This window comes from Streptomyces solicamelliae (assembly GCF_045348655.1).
GTDB lineage: Bacteria > Actinomycetota > Actinomycetes > Streptomycetales > Streptomycetaceae > Streptomyces > Streptomyces solicamelliae.
The window spans coordinates 3990615-4008312 of record NZ_CP160404.1 but is presented as its reverse complement, the minus strand read 5'-3'; the positions used below and the strand labels follow the sequence as shown (position 1 = coordinate 4008312).

Genomic DNA, 17698 nt, shown 5'->3' with positions numbered 1-17698 from the left:
TGCCCGTCCTTCGCCCCGGGCGCCGCGCATGGGCCCGCGCCTAGCGTCGCCGCCCATGGACCAGGACCTCTACCTCGACATCCTCCGCCAGGCCCGGACGACCCCGGACTGGCTCCGATGGCTCGCCGAAGTCTGGACGGAGGCCGGACTGCTGCTGTTCGCGGGGCTGTTCGCCGCCGGCTGGTGGCGGGCCCGCCGCGGGGACTCCCGCGCGATGGCGCTCGCCCTGCTCGCCCCGCTCGCCACCGCCTTCGGTTACGCGGTGAGCGAGGCGCTGAAGACCGTGTTCGACGAGGAGCGGCCGTGCCGGGCGGTCGCCGGGGCGCCGGCGCCGCTGGTGGAGTGCCCGCCGTCCGGCGACTGGTCGTTCCCGAGCAACCACGCGGCGATCGCCGGCGCCGCGGCCGTCGCGCTGGCGCTGGCGTGGCGCGGGACGATCTGGCTGACCGCGCCGCTGGCGCTGCTGATGGCGTACTCGCGGGTCTTCGTCGGCGTGCACTACCCCCACGACGTGGCGGTCGGCCTGCTGCTCGGCGGCGCCGTCGCGTACGCCGCCGTGCGGGCCGGGACCCGGCCCGCGGCGGCCCTGGTCGGCACGGCGCGGACCGGCCGCAACGCGGCCGTGCTGTGGTGCGCGGGGCTCGGACCCCGGCAGCGCGCCACCGTGCGCCCCGAGGGCGTGCGGGACCGGTCCCGCTGAACGTGCCAGGATCGGAGGTGCCATGACTTCCACCGACGCCTCCGCCCCCGTGCCCCCGTCCACCGCCGACTCCCCCGCCGCGGCCCCGTCCGAGACCGCCCCCGCCGCCCTGCACCTGCCCGTCCTCGCCTGGTTCGACCGGCACGCCCGGGACCTGCCCTGGCGGCGGCCGGAGGCCGGCGCGTGGGGCGTCATGGTCAGCGAGTTCATGCTCCAGCAGACCCCGGTCGTCCGGGTCCTGCCGGTGTACGAGCAGTGGCTGGCCCGCTGGCCGCGCCCCAAGGACCTGGCCGCCGAGGCCCCCGGCGAGGCCGTGCGCGCCTGGGGCCGGCTCGGCTACCCGCGCCGTGCCCTGCGGCTGCACGGCGCGGCCGTGGCGATAACGGAGCGGCACGGCGGCGACGTCCCCAGCGACCACGCGCAGCTGCTGGCGCTGCCCGGGATCGGCGAGTACACGGCAGCGGCGGTGGCCTCGTTCGCGTACGGGCAGCGGCACCCCGTCCTGGACACCAACGTCCGCCGGGTCTTCGCCCGGGCGGCGACCGGCGTGCAGTACCCGCCGAACGCCACCACCGCGGCCGAGCGCCGGCTCGCGCGGGCGCTGCTCCCGGACGACGAGGGCACGGCGGCGCGCTGGGCGGCGGCCTCGATGGAGCTGGGCGCGCTGGTGTGCACGGCGAAGAACGAGGACTGCGGGCGCTGCCCGATCGCCGGGTCCTGCGCCTGGCGGCTGGCCGGCAAACCGGCCCACGACGGGCCGCCGCGCCGGGGTCAGACGTACGCGGGCACCGACCGGCAGGTGCGGGGCAAGCTGCTCGCCGTGCTGCGGGAGGCGGTCTCGCCCGTACCGCAGGCGCAGTTGGACGCGGTGTGGGACGAGCCGGTGCAGCGGGCCCGGGCCCTGGACGGGCTGGTCGCGGACGGTCTGGTGGAGCCGCTGCCGGACGGGCTGTACCGGCTGCCGCTGACCTGAGCGGACGGCACCCCCTCCCGCGCCGCAGCTGAATCCGCAGTCCCTACCCCGGAACCGCTGTTACAAAACCGATGGACAGCCGTGCGTCCTCCGACGGCTCTCTCGGACAGCCCCGTGACAACCGCTCCGTAGCGTCCTCGACGTACGGAAAACGGGTGGTCACGGGGATGATCCGGGGAACGGAGGCGGTTCGGATGGCGCACGGCGAGGTGCTCGACTTCGAGGAGTACGTCCGCACACGGCAGGACGCCCTGCTGCGCAGCGCCCGACGGCTCGTCCCCGACCCGGTGGACGCACAGGACCTGCTGCAGACCGCGCTGGTGCGCACCTACGGCCGCTGGGACGGGATCGCGGACAAGTCGCTCGCGGACGCGTACCTTCGCCGGGTGATGATCAACACGCGCACCGAGTGGTGGCGCGCCCGGAAGCTGGAGGAGGTGCCCACCGAGGTGCTGCCCGACGACGCGTCGTTCGACGACGGGACCGAGCAGCACGCGGACCGGGCCCTGCTCATGGACATCCTCAAGGTCCTCGCGCCCAAGCAGCGCAGCGTCGTCGTGCTGCGTCACTGGGAACAGATGAGCACCGAGGAGACGGCCGCGGCGCTCGGCATGTCGACCGGTACGGTGAAGAGCACGCTCCACCGCGCGCTGGCGCGGCTGCGCCAGGAGCTGGAGAACCGGTCCGCCGAGAGCGAGGCCCGGGTCCCGGCCCCCCGCGCCCCGGAGCGTTCCGACCGACGCTACGAACGGGGGCAGGAGCGGTGCGCGGCCTAGGGCCACGGTCCTCAGTGAACGACGCGGGCAGGCCGGCGACACCGGCCGTGCTCGCGTCCGTCGGTGTGCTGGCGGCCGTGGGCGTGTTCCTGACCGGCTGTTCGACCGGCGGCACCGGCTCCCGCGACGAGGGCGCGGCGCGCGCCGACTCGGGTACCCCGAGCAGTTCCGTGCCCTCCCCCGGGCCGTCCGGCGGCTCCGGCTACAGCACGGACCGGCCGGACCCGATCGCGCTGCTCAAGGCCGACCCGAAGATCGGCGCGCGGGTGAAGGAGAGCCTGAAGCCCTGCGCGGCCGATGCGTACCCGGTGGACACCTCGTACGGAAACCTGACCGGCGGCAGCGCGCCGGACGTCGTGGTGAACGTGATGACCTGCGGCGACGCCGTGGGCATCGGCACGTACGTGTACCGGAGGGCGGACCCGGCCAAGGAGTACGAGAACGTCTTCATGGCCGAGGACGCGGCGGTCTACGCGACGATCGACCGGGGCGATCTGATCGTCACCAAGCAGATCTACGCCAAGGGCGACCCGGTCGCGTATCCCTCGGGCGAGGACGTGCTCACGTACCGCTGGGCGGGCAGCAAGTTCACCCAGCACGACTGGGTGCACAACGAGTACAGCAAGGCGGTCGGCGACGGCGGCATCGACGGGCCGGCGACGGCCGCCCCCAGCAACTGACCCGAACGAAGAGGACCGAGGGAACGCGCGATGGCCGAGACCCATGTGCTGTTCGTCGAGGACGACGACGTCATCCGTGAGGCCACCCAGCTCGCCCTGGAGCGGGACGGCTTCCGGGTGACGGCCATGCCCGACGGGCTGGCGGGCCTGGAGGCCTTCCGCGCACAGCAGCCGGACATCGCGCTGCTCGACGTGATGCTGCCGGGGATGGACGGGGTCAGCCTGTGCCGGCGGATCCGCGACGAGTCGACCGTCCCGGTGATCATGCTGTCGGCGCGCGCCGACTCGATCGACGTGGTGCTCGGTCTGGAGGCCGGCGCCGACGACTACGTCACCAAGCCCTTCGACGGCGCGGTGCTCATGGCCCGGATCCGCGCGGTGCTGCGCCGCTTCGGGCACGCGGGCGGCGCGGGGGCGGGCGGCTCCGGCGACGGGGCGGACGGGGGGCCCGACGGCGGGCTGCTGGTCTTCGGCGACCTGGAGGTCGACACGGACGGCATGGAGGTGCGGCGGGCCGGCGCTCCGGTGTCCCTGACCCCGACCGAGATGCGGCTGCTGCTCGAGTTCTCGTCCGCGCCGGGCACGGTCCTCTCCCGCGACAAGCTCCTGGAGCGGGTCTGGGACTACGGCTGGGGCGGCGACACCCGCGTCGTGGACGTCCATGTGCAGCGGCTGCGCACGAAGATCGGCCAGGACCGGATCGAGACGGTCCGCGGCTTCGGCTACAAGCTCCGGGCATGAGGCGGTTCGGTCTGCGCAGGGGGAACCTGCGCACCGGAGTCCGCTGGAAGATCTCGATCGCGATCGCGGCCGTCGGCGCGCTGGTCGCCGCCGCCCTGTCGATCGTGGTGCACAACGAGGCGCGGGTGTCGATGCTCGACAACTCCCGCGAGGTCATGATGGACCGGCTGCTGCTCGCCCAGCTGCAGTACGAGTCGACGCCGAAGCCGCGCGAGCCGCGGCTGCGGTTCGGCGCGAAGATCAACGACCCGCGTCTGCCGCGGCAGTTGGACCGGCTGATGCACAACGGGCGGCGCGGCACCTTCGTGCAGGAGCACGCGTCGGGCGGCACGCCGGACGTGTGGGCGGCGGTGCCGCTGGCCAACGGGGACGTGCTGTCGCTGCACATGCCGTTCGCGGACCGCAGCGCCACCATCATGAAGAACCTCGACCGGACCCTGATCATCGGCTCGGTGTCGGTGGTCTTCGGCGGCTGCGCGCTCGGCGTGCTGATCGGCGGCCAGCTCTCCCGGCGGCTGCGGAAGGCGGCGGCCGCGGCGGGCAAGGTCGCGCAGGGCAACACCGAGGTGCGGGTCCGGGACGCCGTCGGCGGCGTCGTACGGGACGAGACCGACGAGCTGGCGCGGGCGATCGACGCGCTCACCGACGCCCTGAACGGGCGGATCGAGGCCGAGCGCCGGGTCACCGCGGACATCGCGCACGAGCTGCGCACCCCGGTGACCGGGCTGCTCACGGCCGCGGAGCTGCTGCCGCCGGGCCGGCCGTCGGAGCTGGTGCGGGACCGGGCGCAGGCGATGCGGACCCTGGTCGAGGACGTGCTGGAGGTCGCCCGGCTCGACGGGGCGTCGGAGCGGGCGGAGCTCCAGGAGATCGCGCTCGGCGAGTTCGTGGAGCGGCGGGTGCGGGTGCTCGCCCCGGACGCGGTGGTGAACGTGGTGCACGAGTCGTGGGTGAACACCGACCCGCGGCGCCTGGAGCGGATCCTCGGCAATCTGCTGGCCAATGCGGCCAAGCACGGCGGCGGGCCGGTCGAGGTCACCGTCGAGGGCCGGGTCGTCCGGGTCCGGGACGACGGCCCCGGCTTCCCGGAGGAGCTGCTGCGCGAGGGCCCGAGCCGCTTCCGCACCGGGTCGAGCGACCGGGCGGGCAAGGGCCACGGCCTGGGCCTGACCATCGCGACCGGCCAGGCGCGGGTCCTGGGCGCCCGGCTGACGTTCCGCAACGCGGCGCCGGACGGCGGGGCGATCGCGGTGCTGTGGCTGCCGGACCACGCGCCGACGAACACGGGGAGCTTCCCGGTGCTGCGGGACGTGTGACGACGGAGGTACGGGAAGGGGGCCGGGGCGCGGTGTGCGCGCCCCGGCCCCCTTCGTGTGCCGTACGGATCAGGCGGCGGCCTTCTCCGGCTCCGGCTTCGACGGCTCCGGCTTCTCCGGGCCGGTGCCGCGCAGCGCGACCTCCTTGACGAGGAACGCCGCGAGGAAGGCGACCACCGCGACCGCCGAGCCGACCAGGAACGCGCTGTGCGTGCCCGAGGCCACGGCGTGCTGGTACGCCTCGCGGACCGCCTCCGGCAGCTTGGCCAGGCTCGCCGCGTCCAGCTGGGCGGACTGCGCGGTGGCCGCGCCGCCGCCGCGGGCGGCCATCTCGTCCTGCACCCGGGAGGTGAAGAGCGCGCCCATGATCGCCACGCCGAAGGAGGAGCCGAGGGTGCGGAACAGGGTGGTGGCGGAGGACGCCACGCCCATGTCCTTCAGCTCGACGCTGTTCTGCGCGACGAGCATCGTGATCTGCATCAGGAAGCCCATGCCGGCGCCGAGCACCGCCATGTAGAGGCCGGAGGTGAGCCGGGAGGTGCCGGTGTCCATCTGCGCGAGCAGGAAGAGGCCGAGGACCATCAGCCCGCCGCCGAGGATCGGGAAGATCTTGTACTTGCCGCTGTTGGTGGTGATCCGGCCGGAGATCAGCGAGACGACCATCATGGCGAGCAGCATCGGCAGGAGCAGCAGGCCCGAGTTGGTGGCCGAGGCGCCCTGGACGGACTGCTGGAACAGCGGCAGGAAGAGCACCGCGCCGAACATCACGAAGCCGACCAGGAAGCCGATCACCGACATGAGGGTGAAGTTGCGGCTGCGGAAGATGTGCAGCGGGATGATCGGGTCGGCCGCGCGGGTCTCCACCCACAGGAAGGCGGCGAGGGCCAGCACGCCGGCCGCGCTCAGGCCGAGGATGACGCCGGAGTCCCAGTCGTACTCGGTGCCGCCCCAGGTGGTGACGAGCACGATCGAGGTGATGCCGACGGTCAGCAGCGCGGCGCCGAGGAAGTCGATCCGGGTCCGCTCCCGGCGCTCCTTCTTCGGCAGGTGCAGCACGGCGGTGATCATCGCGAGGGCGATCGCGCCGAGCGGCAGGTTGATGTAGAAGGACCAGCGCCAGCCCCAGTGGTCGGTGATGGTGCCGCCGACCAGCGGGCCGCCGATCATGGCGAGGGCCATCACGCCGGCCATCATGCCCTGGTACTTGCCGCGCTCCCGGGGCGGGATCAGGTCGCCGATGAGCGCCATCACGCCGACCATCAGACCGCCGGCGCCGAGGCCCTGGACGGCGCGGAAGCCGATGAGCTGGCCCATGTCCTGGGCCATGCCGCTGAGCGCGGAGCCGATCAGGAAGATCACGATCGAGGTGAGGAAGACGCCCTTGCGGCCGTACATGTCGCCGAGCTTGCCCCAGATGGGCGTGGAGGCGGCGGTGGCCAGGGTGTAGGCGGTGACGACCCAGGACAGGTGCGCCAGACCGCCCAGTTCGCCGACGATCGTCGGCATCGCGGTACCGATGATCATGTTGTCCAGCATCGCGAGCAGCATCGCGATCATCAGCGCGAGCAGGACCACGCGGACGCTGCGTGCGGGCTTGTCCTGCTCCTGTCCTGCGGCCGGCTCCCCGGAGGGTGCCTGTTTCACGGTCTCGGTGGTCGTCATCGGCGTCCCCTGCTCCCCATCCACTTACTTGCCGCCCGGCAAGTTAATACAATGGGGACGGTAGACGCGGCACTAGCCGGGCGTCAAGTAAGTTCAGTCGGAGCCGGGAGCACACCGTGGCCAGAGGCAACACCCGCCAGCGCATCCAGGACGTCGCCCTGGAGCTCTTCGCCGAGCAGGGCTACGAGAAGACCTCGCTGCGCGAGATCGCGGAGCGGCTGGACGTCACGAAGGCGGCGCTCTACTACCACTTCAAGACCAAGGAAGACATCCTCGTCGGGCTCTTCCACGACCTCACCCGACCCATGGACGAGCTGATCGTCTGGGCCCGTGAGCAGCCGCGCACCCTGGAGACCAAGCAGGAGATCCTGCGCCGCTACCAGGTCGCCCTGGCCGACGCGGCCCCGCTGTTCCGCTTCATGCAGGAGAACCAGGCCACCGTGCGCGAGCTGAGCGTCGGCCTGACCTTCAAGGAGCGGATGCTGGAGCTGAGCGGCCTGGTCCAGGAGCCGGACTTCGCGATGAAGGACAAGGTCCGCTGCATCAGCGCGCTGTTCACGATGCACGCGGGGATGTTCTTCATGCAGAACGTCGAGGGCGACCCCGAGGAGAAGCACGAAGCCGTCCTCGAGGTCGCCCTCGATCTGGTCGCCCAGGCCCACGGGGCCTGAGGGATCAGGTGGGTCCGATCAGGTGGGTCAGATGCTGACGCCGTGCGTGCGCAGGAAGGCCGCCGGGTTCAGCGCCGAGCCGTAGTTCGGGGTGTTGCGGATCTCGAAGTGCAGGTGCGGGCCGGACGAGTTGCCGGTGTTGCCCGACAGCGCGATCTTCTGGCCGGCGCCGACCTTCTGGCCGATGTGCACGCTGATCTTCGACAGGTGGGCGTACTGCGAGTACTTGCCGTTGGCGTGCTTGACGACGATGGCGTTGCCGTAGGCCGGGCCGTCACCGCCGCCGTTCGGGCCCGCCTTGACGACGGTGCCGGCGCCGGCGGCCTTGACCGGGGTGCCGACCGGGACGGCGAAGTCCTGACCGGAGTGCTTGTGGGCCCACATGGCGCCGCCCTGGTTGTAGCTGGCGGTCAGCGTGTAGCGGCTGACCGGCTTGACCCAGGCGGCCTTCTTCTTCGCGGCCTTCTTCACCACGACCGGCTTGGCGGCCTTGGCCTTCGCGGCGGCCTTCTTGACGGCGGCGGCCGTCTTGGCGGCGGCCTGCGCCTGGGCGTCGGCCTGAGCGGCGACGGCGGCGGACGCGGGGGCGGCGGCGAGGGCCTGGACGGGAGCCTTGCCCTCGGCGGCGAAGGCGGACCCGGCTCCGGCCACCACAGACGCTCCCAGACCCGCGGCGGCGAGGGCGACGACGGCGGTACGGGTGGGGTTCATGACGCGCTTCGACATACGGGGGAAAACCTCCGGGAAGAACGATCCCGACGCGTTCGCTGCGCCGGGCTGGCCATCCCTTGGTAACCCGCACCCCAGGCCATCCCAAAACGCCCTATCTACGACATCGCGTCGTAGCGATCACGTCGGCGGATCGGCTCTTGACGCCCCACCCGGAACCCTTGAAAAACGGACAAAAGCTGCCGAATAAATCGGTTTAACCGCATGTAGGGACCGGTCAGGACCGACGGAATCGCAGGGCGGAGGCCGATCCGGGGCCCCCGGGACCAAAGCCCCGCCCCCCATGTCCGGAACGTCCCGATGAGAGACGAAACAACACCACTATTCCGGCTAGTACCCCCGAAAACGCCTGTGCGCCTTGTCACCAGCGCGCCCTCCTGATTGCGACCTGGGTCACGCGATCGGCCGGGCCCGGAACCCCTCCCTCGATAGGCTGATCACTCACGACCAGCGCGCCGCGCACGCTCCGGGGGGACACGTGGATCCAGCAGTCATCGGCACCCGACTGGCCTCGGCGGCGATCGCCCCGCTGCTGAAGAAGCTGCTGGTCCAGGAGGCACCGGGCGCGGGCCTGGCCCCGGGCAAGGCGCCGGTACGCCTCTCCCGCCTGGTCTCCTTCCGCGGCGAGAAGCGCGTCCTGACCGAGGCCGACGTCCGCAGGCTCGCCGCCGGCCTGGTCCGCGAGGCCGTCTCCGCCCCCGGCGAGCCGCCGTTCCCGGCGGACGAGACGGAGGCGGTGGCCGACGCGCTGGCCCGGTCGCTCGTGGCCCTCGGCGACCTGGACATGGACGACGTCCAGGCGGTCCGGCTCGGGCACTGGGAACTGGCGCGACGCCTGAGGAAGGCGGCGGGCGGGCCGCCGGCGGGCCTGTCGGCGGACTCGGCGTACTTCCTGGACTCGCTGACGGAGTGGGCCTGCCTGCACATCCTCGACTTCTTCACCCAGCGCTCGACCTTCGTGGCCCGCAGCCTGGTGGAGCAGGCCAAGGACCAGCAGGAACTGATCGCCAAGATCGACGAACTGATCCACCGCGTCCCGCGGCAGGACGGCAGGGACGTGGAGTTCGAGCGCCGCTACCTCGCGTACGTGGCGAAGAAGCACGGCAAGCTGACGATCTACGGCATCGACCTGCACGACTCCGCGGAGCGGTGGCCGCTGGACGTGGCCTATCTGTCGCTGGAGGCGACGGAGTCGACGAGGAGGCTGATCCGAGCGGCGGCGGGCTCGGGCAAGAGCAACCAGATGACGGTGCTGACCCGGGACGTGCACGACGGCTGGGCGGCAGGCTCCCGTGACCCCGGCGCAGCGTCGAGGGATCTGCTCAGCACGCCAGGAGACAGGGAAGCCTTCCGGCACCTCCTGCAGCAGAGCGGCAATTCCCGCGCCGACCTCGCCCTCGCCCGGCACGACAAGGTCCTGCTCCGGGGGCTCGCCGGGTCCGGGAAGACGACGCTCGTACAGTGGCTGGCGGTGTCGGCCGCGCGGGAGGAGCTGCCCGAGGAGATGGCGTACCTGCGGGACCGGGTCCCGTTCGTCCTCCCGCTGCGCACCCTCACCCGCCACGGCGAGCGGCTGCCGGCGCCCGACCGCTTCCTGGAGTCCGTCGACTGCCCGCTCTCCCCGCCCGAGGGCTGGGCCGACCGGGTGCTGACCGCCGGCCGGGGCCTGGTCCTCGTCGACGGGATCGACGAGATCCCCGAGGCCGAGCGGGACCGCGCCCGCCGCTGGCTGCGGGGCCTCCTCGACATGTACGACGCCGACAACCGCTGGCTGGTGACCTCGCGCCCCACCGCCGTACGGGACGACTGGCTCGCCGAGGACGGCTTCGCCGAGCTGACCCTCTCCCCCATGTCGACCGCCGAGGTCGGCACCTTCGTCGCGCGCTGGCACCGGGCCGCCGGGCCGGAGGCCGTGCCGTACGAGCAGCCGCTCCTCGACGCCCTCCGGACCACCCCCGACGTCGCCGCGCTCGCCACCAATCCCCTCATGTGCGGGCTGATCTGCGCCCTGCACCGCGACCGCCGCGGCTTCCTGCCGCGCGGCCGCAAGGCGCTGTACGACGCGGCGCTGTCGATGCTGCTGCTGCGCCGCGACCGCGAGCGGGACATGGGCAACCCCTACGGGATCGAACTCGGCGAGGCCGCGCAGATCCAGCTGATCCAGCGGCTCGCGTACTGGCTCACGCTCAACGGGCGTACGCAGATGGACCGTGCGCACGCGCAGTCCGTCGTACGGTCCGCGGTGCCGGCCGTGCCGGAGGCCGCGGCGTACGACAAGCCCGACGCGGTCTTCACCCACCTCCTCCACCGCAGCGGGCTGCTCCGCGAGCCGACCGCCGAGACCGTGGACTTCGTCCACCGCACCTTCCAGGACTACCTGGCCGCGAAGGCCCTGGTCGACCGGTGGGACATCGGCGTCCTCGTCGACCACGCGGCCGACGACCAGTGGGAGGACGTGATCCGCATGGCGGTCGCCCACGCGCGGCCGCGGGAGTGCGCGGAGATCTTCGGGGAGCTGCTGAGGGCGGCGGACGCTGCGCAGGAGCGGCGCGTCCAGCTGCGGATCCTGGTGGTCGCGGCGACGGCGCTGGACCAGGCGACGGAGGTGTCCCCCGAGATCCGGGAACGGATCCTGGCGCGGACCAGCGAGGTGATCCCGCCGCGCGACGTGGAGGAGGCTCGGGAGCTCGCCTCGGTGGGACGTGCGGTCCTGGACCTGCTGCCGGGCCCGGAGGACCTGACCGACAGGGCCGCCGGAAGCCTCGTGATCACGGCCACCCACATCGCGGACGACGCGGCGATCCCGTACCTCGCACGGTTCACGGACCACGCGGAAGTGAGCGTCCGGTCCCAGCTGATGTGGGGCTGGTCGCGGTTCACGACCGCGACCTACGCGGAGGAGATCATCGCCCGGCTCGACCCGCTACTGATCAACTTCACGCTGCAGTCGGACGAGCAGGCCCGCGAGGTGGCCCGTCTGGGGCTGCGGCCCCGGCACCTGGACATCCGCGAAGGAGTCTCCGAGCAGGGAATGGCGGCGCTGCGCGCCCAGCTCGGCACGGCGTCCAGCCTGCACTTCGTGTACCGCGGCAGCCCCTCGTTGGCGTTCGTCCCCCTCGAGAACAAGCTGAGCACGCTGTCGCTGACCGACGAACCCCAGGAAGGGTTCGCCTTCCTGAGCCGACTCACCCGACTGACGCAGCTGATCCTTCACGGCGCCGACACGCTCACCGAGGAGCAGTGGCGCGACATCGCCTCTCTCGAACGGATCACGCACCTCGCCCTGCCCGCGGCACAGCCCTGGGGCGACTTCCCCGAGGCAATCCGGCTGCCCCACGTGAGCAGGCTGGAGCTGTACGCCGAGCATGACCCCCAGCCCTTCGGCCGCATCGCCCAATGCTTCCCCGGCCTTTGCACCCTGGTCGTCGCCGGGGCCCCCACACAGCCCTACGACCTCGCGCCTCTGGCGCGGCTCGCGCACCTCGAAGTCATCGACACCGAAGGCTTCCCGGTCACCGGCACCGAACACCTCCCGCCCACCGTCCGACTCCTCACCTGACGGGGTACGTTCGCGATCATGACCACGCACGACATCGAACTCGCCGACGCCATCGAATCCGTCCGCGACCAGCTCATAGCGGCCGCCTCCCGGGCCACCGGGCAGGCCGTCGCCTTCGAAGTGGGCGACATCGAGATGGAGTTCACGATCGAGCTGCGCAAGGAGCTGAAGGGCGGGACCAAGGTGAAGGCCTGGGTCGTCGAGGCCGGCGCGGACGCGAGCCGGACCAGGGGCGAGACCCACCGGGTCTCCTTCACGCTCAAGCCGCGCAACGCGGCCACCGGCGGCGCCTGGCTCGTCGGGAACGACGACGCCGCCGACCTGTCCGGCCTCGGCGGAGGGAGCGAGGCACCGTGAGCCCCGGCCGCCAGGTCTTCGCGGTGCTCGGCCGGCAGCAGGGCAGCGGCGTCCTGCTGACCCCGCACCTGATACTGACGTGCGCCCACGTCGTCGGCGGCGACGAATACGCCGACGTCGCCGCCGTCACCGGCCGGGGCCCGCTCGCGTTACGGGTCATCCGCTGCGACGACCGCCTCGACTTCGCCCTGCTGCACAGCGAGGAGCCCCTCGGCCCCGCCCCGAGGCCAGGCGCGCTCGCCACCGACCGTCCCGTGCCCGGCTGCGAGATCCTCGGCTTCCCGAAGGTCCAGCGTTACGGGGGGCTGAAGCTCGACCTCGACCAGTACACCGGCACCGCCCTGCCCATGGCCGGGCTCGTGCGCAAGGCGCTCACCGTCGAGCTCGACCACCCGCCCGCCGAGGCCCCCGACGACGGCCCCTCCCCCCTCGCCGGCCTCTCCGGCGCCCCCGTCTACGCCGACGGCGGGCTCATCGGCATCGTGCGCGCCGTCCCGCGCGGCCGCGGCCACCGCCGCCTGGAGTGCGTCCCGCTCACCGCCGTGCTCGACCACCCGGACGTCCGCCGGCTCCTCCCCCGCGACTTCGCCGTGCCCGCACCGGTCGTCCGCACCCACCCCGAGGACCGCCCGTACGAGACGGAGTACGCGGAGGCCCTCGGCGCCGCCTACCGCCGTACCAAGATCTTCGGCCTGGACGAGCTGGACCGCCGTGCCTCCGAGTGGGACCTCGACACCGCGTACCTGTCCCTGGAGGCCGCCGCCGGGGACCGCGGCGACACCGCCCCCGTACCGCAGCGGATCGACGACCTGCTCGCCTCCCGCCCCCGCGTCCTGATCCGCGGCGACGCCGGCGCGGGCAAGACCACGCTCGTGTGGTGGCTGGCCGCGCACGCGGCCACGGGCACGCTCGGGCCGAACCTCGCCGAGCTGAACGGCCTCGTGCCCTTCGTCGTCCCCCTGCGCACCCTGCGCGCCCGGGGCGCGGGCTTCCCCAACCTCGCCGACCTCCCCGGCGTCGCCGGGCTCGTCGTCGACCCCGCGCCCGACGGCTGGGCCGGCCGGGTGCTCGCCGCGGGACGGGCGCTGCTGCTCGTCGACGGGCTCGACGAGGTGCCGCAGGAGGAGCGGGACGCCGCCCACGCCTGGCTGTCCGGGCTGCTCGCCCGCTACCCCCGCACCCGCTGCGTGGTGACCGTACGGCCGCTCGCGGTCGACCCGGACTGGCTCGGCGCGGAACGGTTCGAGGAGCTGAGCCTGCTGCCGATGCGGGACGCGGACATCCAGGCGTTCGTCGCCGCCTGGCACGACGCGGCCCGGCTCGACGACGCCGACCCGGCGGGAATCGACGTCCTCGAACGGGACCTGTCCCTGCAGTTCCGCCACAACCCCGTGCTCGCCGACCTCGCCCGCACCCCGCTGCTCTGCGCGGTGATCTGCGCGCTGCACCGGCTGCGCGAGGGCTTCCTGCCGGAGTCCCGCTGGGCGCTGTACCAGTCCGCGCTGCAACTGCTGCTCGGCGACCGGGACAAGCGGCGCCGGATCGACGCCCCGGACGGCATCCGCATGACCGTGGAGGAACACCAGCAGCTGCTCCAGCGGATCGCGGCCTGGCTGGTGCGCGGCGGGCAGACCGAGTTCACCCGGCACCAGGCCCTGCACCAGGTCAGCCGCGTCCTGCCCGGGATGCCGCGGGTCGCCGGCCAGGGCACGCCGGCGGAGATCCTGACCCATCTGCTCAACCGCAGCGGTCTCCTGCAGGAACGCACCGATGACGTCTTCCAGTTCACCCACCGCACCTTCCAGGACTTCCTGGCCGCCAAGGAGTTCGTCGAGGACGACCTGGTCTCCGAACTACTGCAGCACGTCCGGGACCAGCAGTGGCACGACGTCCTGCTGCTGGCCGCCGGCCACTGCTCGCGACGCGAACTCCCGGCCCTGGTGGAGGGGGTGCTGGCGGCGGGGTCGTCCGTCCGCGACCGGGGGAGGAAGACGACGCTGTACGTGCTCGCGGCCCGGTGCGCCCAGCACGCCGCGTGGCTGTCGGAGTCGTTGCACGCCAGGGTCCGCAAGGCGGTGAAGTCCGTCCTGCCGCCGCGGGACGCGAGCCAGCTGGCCCAGCTCGCCGTCCTCGGCCCGTACGTGCTGCCGCTGCTGCCGGCCCCGGAGAAGACGGCCGAGGAAGCCGTGACGGCGGTCGTCTCGCTGATCTGCGAGGTCGGCGGCTCGGAGGCGATCCCGTACGCCCGGGGCTTCGCCGGGTCCGACCGGACGGTGGCGCTGGCGCAGAGCTGGGCCAGGTTCCCCACGGAGGTGTACGCCCGCGAGGTGCTCGCGCACACGGACCTGGCGAACCAGGTGCTCAACGTGACCGAACCCGGGCAGCTGCCGCTGCTGCGGACACTGCCGCACGCCCGTCACCTCGCCTTCCGCGGCGACTTCGACGCGCCGGAGCTGACCACCGTGCTCTCCGGACTGTCCGTGAACACGGTGGTGATCGCGGAGAACGACGTCGTCACCGACCCGGGGTTCCTGCGCGCCTGCGGGAAGGAGCTGCAGCAGGTGCAGATCAATCACTGTCCGCGGGTCCGTATCGGCGCGCTCTCCGGGCTCGACACGCTGGAGGACCTGATCCTGCTGGCCCCCCGGCTCGGCGCGGGAGATCTGGCGGCCGTCGCCGAACTGCCCTCGCTCACCCGGCTCATCCTGGCCGTGCCCGAGCTGCCCGACGAGGGGCTCGACCTGACACCGCTGCACCAGGCACCGCGCCAGTTGGAGGTGCTCGTCACCGGTGTCCCCGAGCGCCGCATCACCGGCCGCGCGGCCCTCGGCTCACGGCTCACCGTGAGCAGGTGAAAGGGGCGGCCCCCGGAACCGAACCGGTTCCGGGGGCCGCCCCTTCAGACGCTACGCGAACGCGTCACGCCTCCTTCGAGAGGTTCGGGCCTGCCGAGCCGCCCGTCGCCTGCTCGATCGGCGGGACGTCGGGCAGGGCCGACTTCTCCTCGCCACGGAAGGTGAAGGTCTGCTGCTCGCCCTCGCCCTCGGTGTCCACGACCACGATGTGACCGGGGCGCAGCTCGCCGAAGAGGATCTTCTCCGAGAGCGTGTCCTCGACCTCGCGCTGGATCGTCCGGCGCAGCGGCCGGGCGCCCATGACCGGGTCGTAGCCCTTCTTCGCGAGGAGCTCCTTGGCGGACTGGGAGAGCTCGATGCCCATGTCCCGGTCCTTCAGGCGCTCGTCCACGCGGCCGATCATCAGGTCGACGATCTTGAGGATGTCGTCCTGGGTCAGCTGCGGGAAGACGATGATGTCGTCCACACGGTTGAGGAACTCCGGGCGGAAGTGCTGCTTCAGCTCGTCGCTGACCTTCGCCTTCATCCGCTCGTAGTTGGACTTCGTGTCGCCCTGGGCCGCGAAGCCGAGGTTGAAGCCCTTCGAGATGTCCCTGGTCCCGAGGTTGGTCGTCATGATGATGACCGTGTTCTTGAAGTCCACGACCCGGCCCTGGGAGTCGGTCAGGCGACCGTCCTCCAGGATCTGGAGAAGGGAATTGAAGATATCGGGGTGGGCCTTCTCGACCTCGTCGAAGAGGACCACGGAGAACGGCTTGCGGCGCACCTTCTCGGTGAGCTGGCCGCCCTCTTCGTAGCCGACGTATCCCGGCGGGGAGCCGAAGAGCCGCGAGACGGTGTGCTTCTCGCTGAACTCCGACATGTCGAGGGAGATCATCGCGTCCTCGTCGCCGAAGAGGAATTCGGCGAGCGCCTTGGACAGCTCGGTCTTACCGACACCGGACGGGCCGGCGAAGATGAACGAGCCTCCGGGGCGCTTCGGGTCCTTCAGACCCGCACGGGTGCGGCGGATGGCGCGGGAGAGGCCGATGACCGCGTCGTTCTGCCCGATGACGCGCTTGTGGAGCTCCTCCTCCATGCGGAGCAGGCGGCTCGACTCCTCCTCGGTCAGCTTGAAGACCGGGATGCCGGTGGCGGTCGCGAGGACCTCGGCGATCAGCTCGCCGTCGACCTCGGCGACGACGTCCATGTCGCCGGCCTTCCACTCCTTCTCGCGCTTGGCCTTGGCGGCGAGGAGCTGCTTCTCCTTGTCGCGCAGGGAGGCGGCCTTCTCGAAGTCCTGCGAGTCGATCGCGGACTCCTTGTCCCGGCGGACGGCGGCGATCTTCTCGTCGAACTCGCGGAGGTCCGGCGGCGCGGTCATCCGACGGATGCGCATCCGGGAGCCGGCCTCGTCGATCAGGTCGATCGCCTTGTCCGGCAGGAAGCGGTCCGAGATGTACCGGTCGGCCAGGGTCGCGGCCTGGACGAGGGCCTCGTCGGTGATGGAGACCCGGTGGTGGGCCTCGTACCGGTCGCGCAGACCCTTGAGGATCTCGATCGTGTGCGGCAGCGACGGCTCGGCGACCTGGATGGGCTGGAAGCGGCGCTCGAGGGCGGCGTCCTTCTCCAGGTACTTGCGGTACTCGTCGAGCGTGGTGGCACCGATGGTCTGGAGCTCACCGCGGGCCAGCATCGGCTTGAGGATGCTGGCGGCGTCGATCGCGCCCTCGGCGGCGCCCGCACCCACCAGGGTGTGGAGCTCGTCGATGAACAGGATGATGTCGCCGCGGGTGCGGATCTCCTTGAGGACCTTCTTCAGGCGCTCCTCGAAGTCACCGCGGTAGCGGGAGCCGGCGACCAGCGCACCGAGGTCCAGGGTGTAGAGGTGCTTGTCCTTGAGGGTCTCGGGCACCTCGCCCTTGACGATGGCCTGGGCCAGGCCCTCGACGACGGCGGTCTTGCCGACGCCGGGCTCGCCGATGAGGACCGGGTTGTTCTTGGTGCGGCGGGACAGCACCTGCATGACCCGCTCGATCTCCTTCTCGCGCCCGATGACCGGGTCGAGCTTGGACTCGCGGGCCGCCTGGGTGAGGTTCCGGCCGAACTGGTCGAGGACCAGGGACGTCGAGGGCGTGCCCTCGGCAGGCCCGCCGGCGGTGGCGGCTTCCTTGCCCTGGTAACCGGAGAGCAGCTGGATGACCTGCTGACGGACCCGGTTGAGATCGGCGCCCAGCTTCACGAGGACCTGGGCGGCGACGCCCTCGCCCTCGCGGATCAGGCCGAGCAGGATGTGCTCGGTGCCGATGTAGTTGTGGCCGAGCTGGAGCGCCTCGCGGAGCGAGAGCTCCAGGACCTTCTTGGCACGAGGGGTGAAGGGAATGTGCCCGGACGGGGCCTGCTGGCCCTGACCGATGATCTCCTCCACCTGCTGGCGGACCGCCTCGAGCGAAATCCCGAGGCTCTCCAGGGCCTTAGCGGCGACACCCTCACCCTCGTGGATAAGGCCCAGAAGGATGTGCTCGGTGCCGATGTAGTTGTGGTTGAGCATCCGGGCTTCTTCCTGAGCCAGGACGACAACCCGCCGCGCGCGGTCGGTGAACCTCTCGAACATCGTTAATCGCTCCTCAGAGCGGTCAGTCAGTTAGGGGTCGATCCCCTCCCTGTCCTTCCGCAGCTTAGTCCCGCAAGCGGGGACCG

General features: G+C 72.0%; 13 protein-coding genes. 10 read left to right on the top strand and 3 right to left on the bottom strand.

Annotated elements, in window-relative coordinates:
* The first annotated feature begins 55 nt into the window (after positions 1-55).
* The 6 genes from ABZO31_RS18665 (at position 56) to cseC (ending at position 5186) form a co-directional block, all read left to right on the top strand.
* Positions 56-700 (top strand): phosphatase PAP2 family protein, encoded by a 645-nt coding sequence (locus ABZO31_RS18665; RefSeq protein ID WP_406862370.1) that lies wholly within the window; start codon positions 56-58, stop codon positions 698-700.
* 22 nt (positions 701-722) lie between these two features.
* Positions 723-1673: an A/G-specific adenine glycosylase gene (locus ABZO31_RS18660; RefSeq protein ID WP_406862369.1), complete on the top strand. Its 951-nt coding sequence runs from the start codon at positions 723-725 to the stop codon at positions 1671-1673.
* Positions 1674-1867: 194 nt separating this feature from the next.
* Complete coding sequence (locus tag ABZO31_RS18655) at positions 1868-2449, top strand: SigE family RNA polymerase sigma factor (RefSeq protein WP_406862368.1); 582 nt, start codon at positions 1868-1870, stop codon at positions 2447-2449.
* Positions 2450-2463: 14 nt separating this feature from the next.
* On the top strand, positions 2464-3129 hold the full coding sequence (locus tag ABZO31_RS18650) for a hypothetical protein (RefSeq protein ID WP_406862367.1): 666 nt from the start codon (positions 2464-2466) through the stop codon (positions 3127-3129).
* A 30-nt stretch (positions 3130-3159) separates the two neighbouring features.
* Entirely contained in the window at positions 3160-3870 is a 711-nt protein-coding gene (gene cseB / locus ABZO31_RS18645; RefSeq protein ID WP_406862366.1) for a two-component system response regulator CseB, read from the top strand.
* 11 nt (positions 3871-3881) lie between these two features.
* A complete protein-coding gene (gene cseC, locus ABZO31_RS18640) occupies positions 3882-5186 on the top strand; it encodes a two-component system sensor histidine kinase CseC (protein ID WP_406865397.1) in 1305 nt (434 codons plus the stop codon).
* A 69-nt stretch (positions 5187-5255) separates the two neighbouring features.
* Here the strand turns inward: cseC and ABZO31_RS18635 are convergent, their stop codons facing one another.
* The gene (locus ABZO31_RS18635; RefSeq protein ID WP_406862365.1) at positions 5256-6848 is read right to left on the bottom strand and encodes an MDR family MFS transporter; all 1593 of its coding nucleotides are present in this window, start codon (positions 6846-6848) and stop codon (positions 5256-5258) included.
* Between the two features lie 116 nt (positions 6849-6964).
* Between ABZO31_RS18635 and ABZO31_RS18630 the strand changes: the two genes are divergently transcribed.
* The gene (locus ABZO31_RS18630) at positions 6965-7519 is read left to right on the top strand and encodes a TetR/AcrR family transcriptional regulator (protein WP_406862364.1); all 555 of its coding nucleotides are present in this window, start codon (positions 6965-6967) and stop codon (positions 7517-7519) included.
* A 27-nt stretch (positions 7520-7546) separates the two neighbouring features.
* Here ABZO31_RS18630 and ABZO31_RS18625 read toward each other — a convergent pair whose 3' ends face one another.
* Positions 7547-8245 carry a M23 family metallopeptidase gene (locus ABZO31_RS18625; RefSeq protein WP_406862363.1) on the bottom strand — a complete coding sequence of 233 codons (699 nt, stop codon included), beginning with the start codon at positions 8243-8245 and terminating at the stop codon, positions 7547-7549.
* Between the two features lie 481 nt (positions 8246-8726).
* Between ABZO31_RS18625 and ABZO31_RS18620 the strand changes: the two genes are divergently transcribed.
* The 3 genes from ABZO31_RS18620 to ABZO31_RS18610 are packed head-to-tail and all read left to right on the top strand — an operon-like array spanning position 8727 to position 15019.
* Positions 8727-11807, top strand: a complete 3081-nt coding sequence (locus tag ABZO31_RS18620; RefSeq protein ID WP_406862361.1) for an NACHT domain-containing protein — start codon at positions 8727-8729, stop codon at positions 11805-11807.
* 18 nt (positions 11808-11825) lie between these two features.
* Positions 11826-12164 (top strand): trypco2 family protein, encoded by a 339-nt coding sequence (locus ABZO31_RS18615; protein WP_406862360.1) that lies wholly within the window; start codon positions 11826-11828, stop codon positions 12162-12164.
* Complete coding sequence (locus ABZO31_RS18610) at positions 12161-15019, top strand: NACHT domain-containing protein (protein ID WP_406862359.1); 2859 nt, start codon at positions 12161-12163, stop codon at positions 15017-15019. Before ABZO31_RS18615 ends, ABZO31_RS18610 begins: the two co-directional genes overlap by 4 nt.
* A 64-nt stretch (positions 15020-15083) precedes the next feature.
* On the opposite strand, the gene ABZO31_RS18605 is transcribed toward ABZO31_RS18610, so the two are convergent.
* A complete protein-coding gene (locus tag ABZO31_RS18605) occupies positions 15084-17612 on the bottom strand; it encodes an ATP-dependent Clp protease ATP-binding subunit (protein ID WP_406862358.1) in 2529 nt (842 codons plus the stop codon).
* Between the last annotated feature and the right edge of the window lie 86 nt (positions 17613-17698).

What these genes read in the sequence shown, in the direction of transcription:
- ABZO31_RS18665 (WP_406862370.1), top strand. Translation starts at nt 56, where the DNA reads ATGGACCAGGACCTCTACCTCGACATCCTCCGCCAGGCCCGGACGACC.
- ABZO31_RS18660 (WP_406862369.1), top strand. Translation starts at nt 723, where the DNA reads ATGACTTCCACCGACGCCTCCGCCCCCGTGCCCCCGTCCACCGCCGAC.
- ABZO31_RS18655 (WP_406862368.1), top strand. Translation starts at nt 1,868, where the DNA reads ATGGCGCACGGCGAGGTGCTCGACTTCGAGGAGTACGTCCGCACACGG.
- cseB (WP_406862366.1), top strand. Translation starts at nt 3,160, where the DNA reads ATGGCCGAGACCCATGTGCTGTTCGTCGAGGACGACGACGTCATCCGT.
- ABZO31_RS18635 (WP_406862365.1), bottom strand. Translation starts at nt 6,848, where the DNA reads ATGACGACCACCGAGACCGTGAAACAGGCACCCTCCGGGGAGCCGGCC.
- ABZO31_RS18625 (WP_406862363.1), bottom strand. Translation starts at nt 8,245, where the DNA reads ATGTCGAAGCGCGTCATGAACCCCACCCGTACCGCCGTCGTCGCCCTC.
- ABZO31_RS18615 (WP_406862360.1), top strand. Translation starts at nt 11,826, where the DNA reads ATGACCACGCACGACATCGAACTCGCCGACGCCATCGAATCCGTCCGC.
- ABZO31_RS18605 (WP_406862358.1), bottom strand. Translation starts at nt 17,612, where the DNA reads ATGTTCGAGAGGTTCACCGACCGCGCGCGGCGGGTTGTCGTCCTGGCT.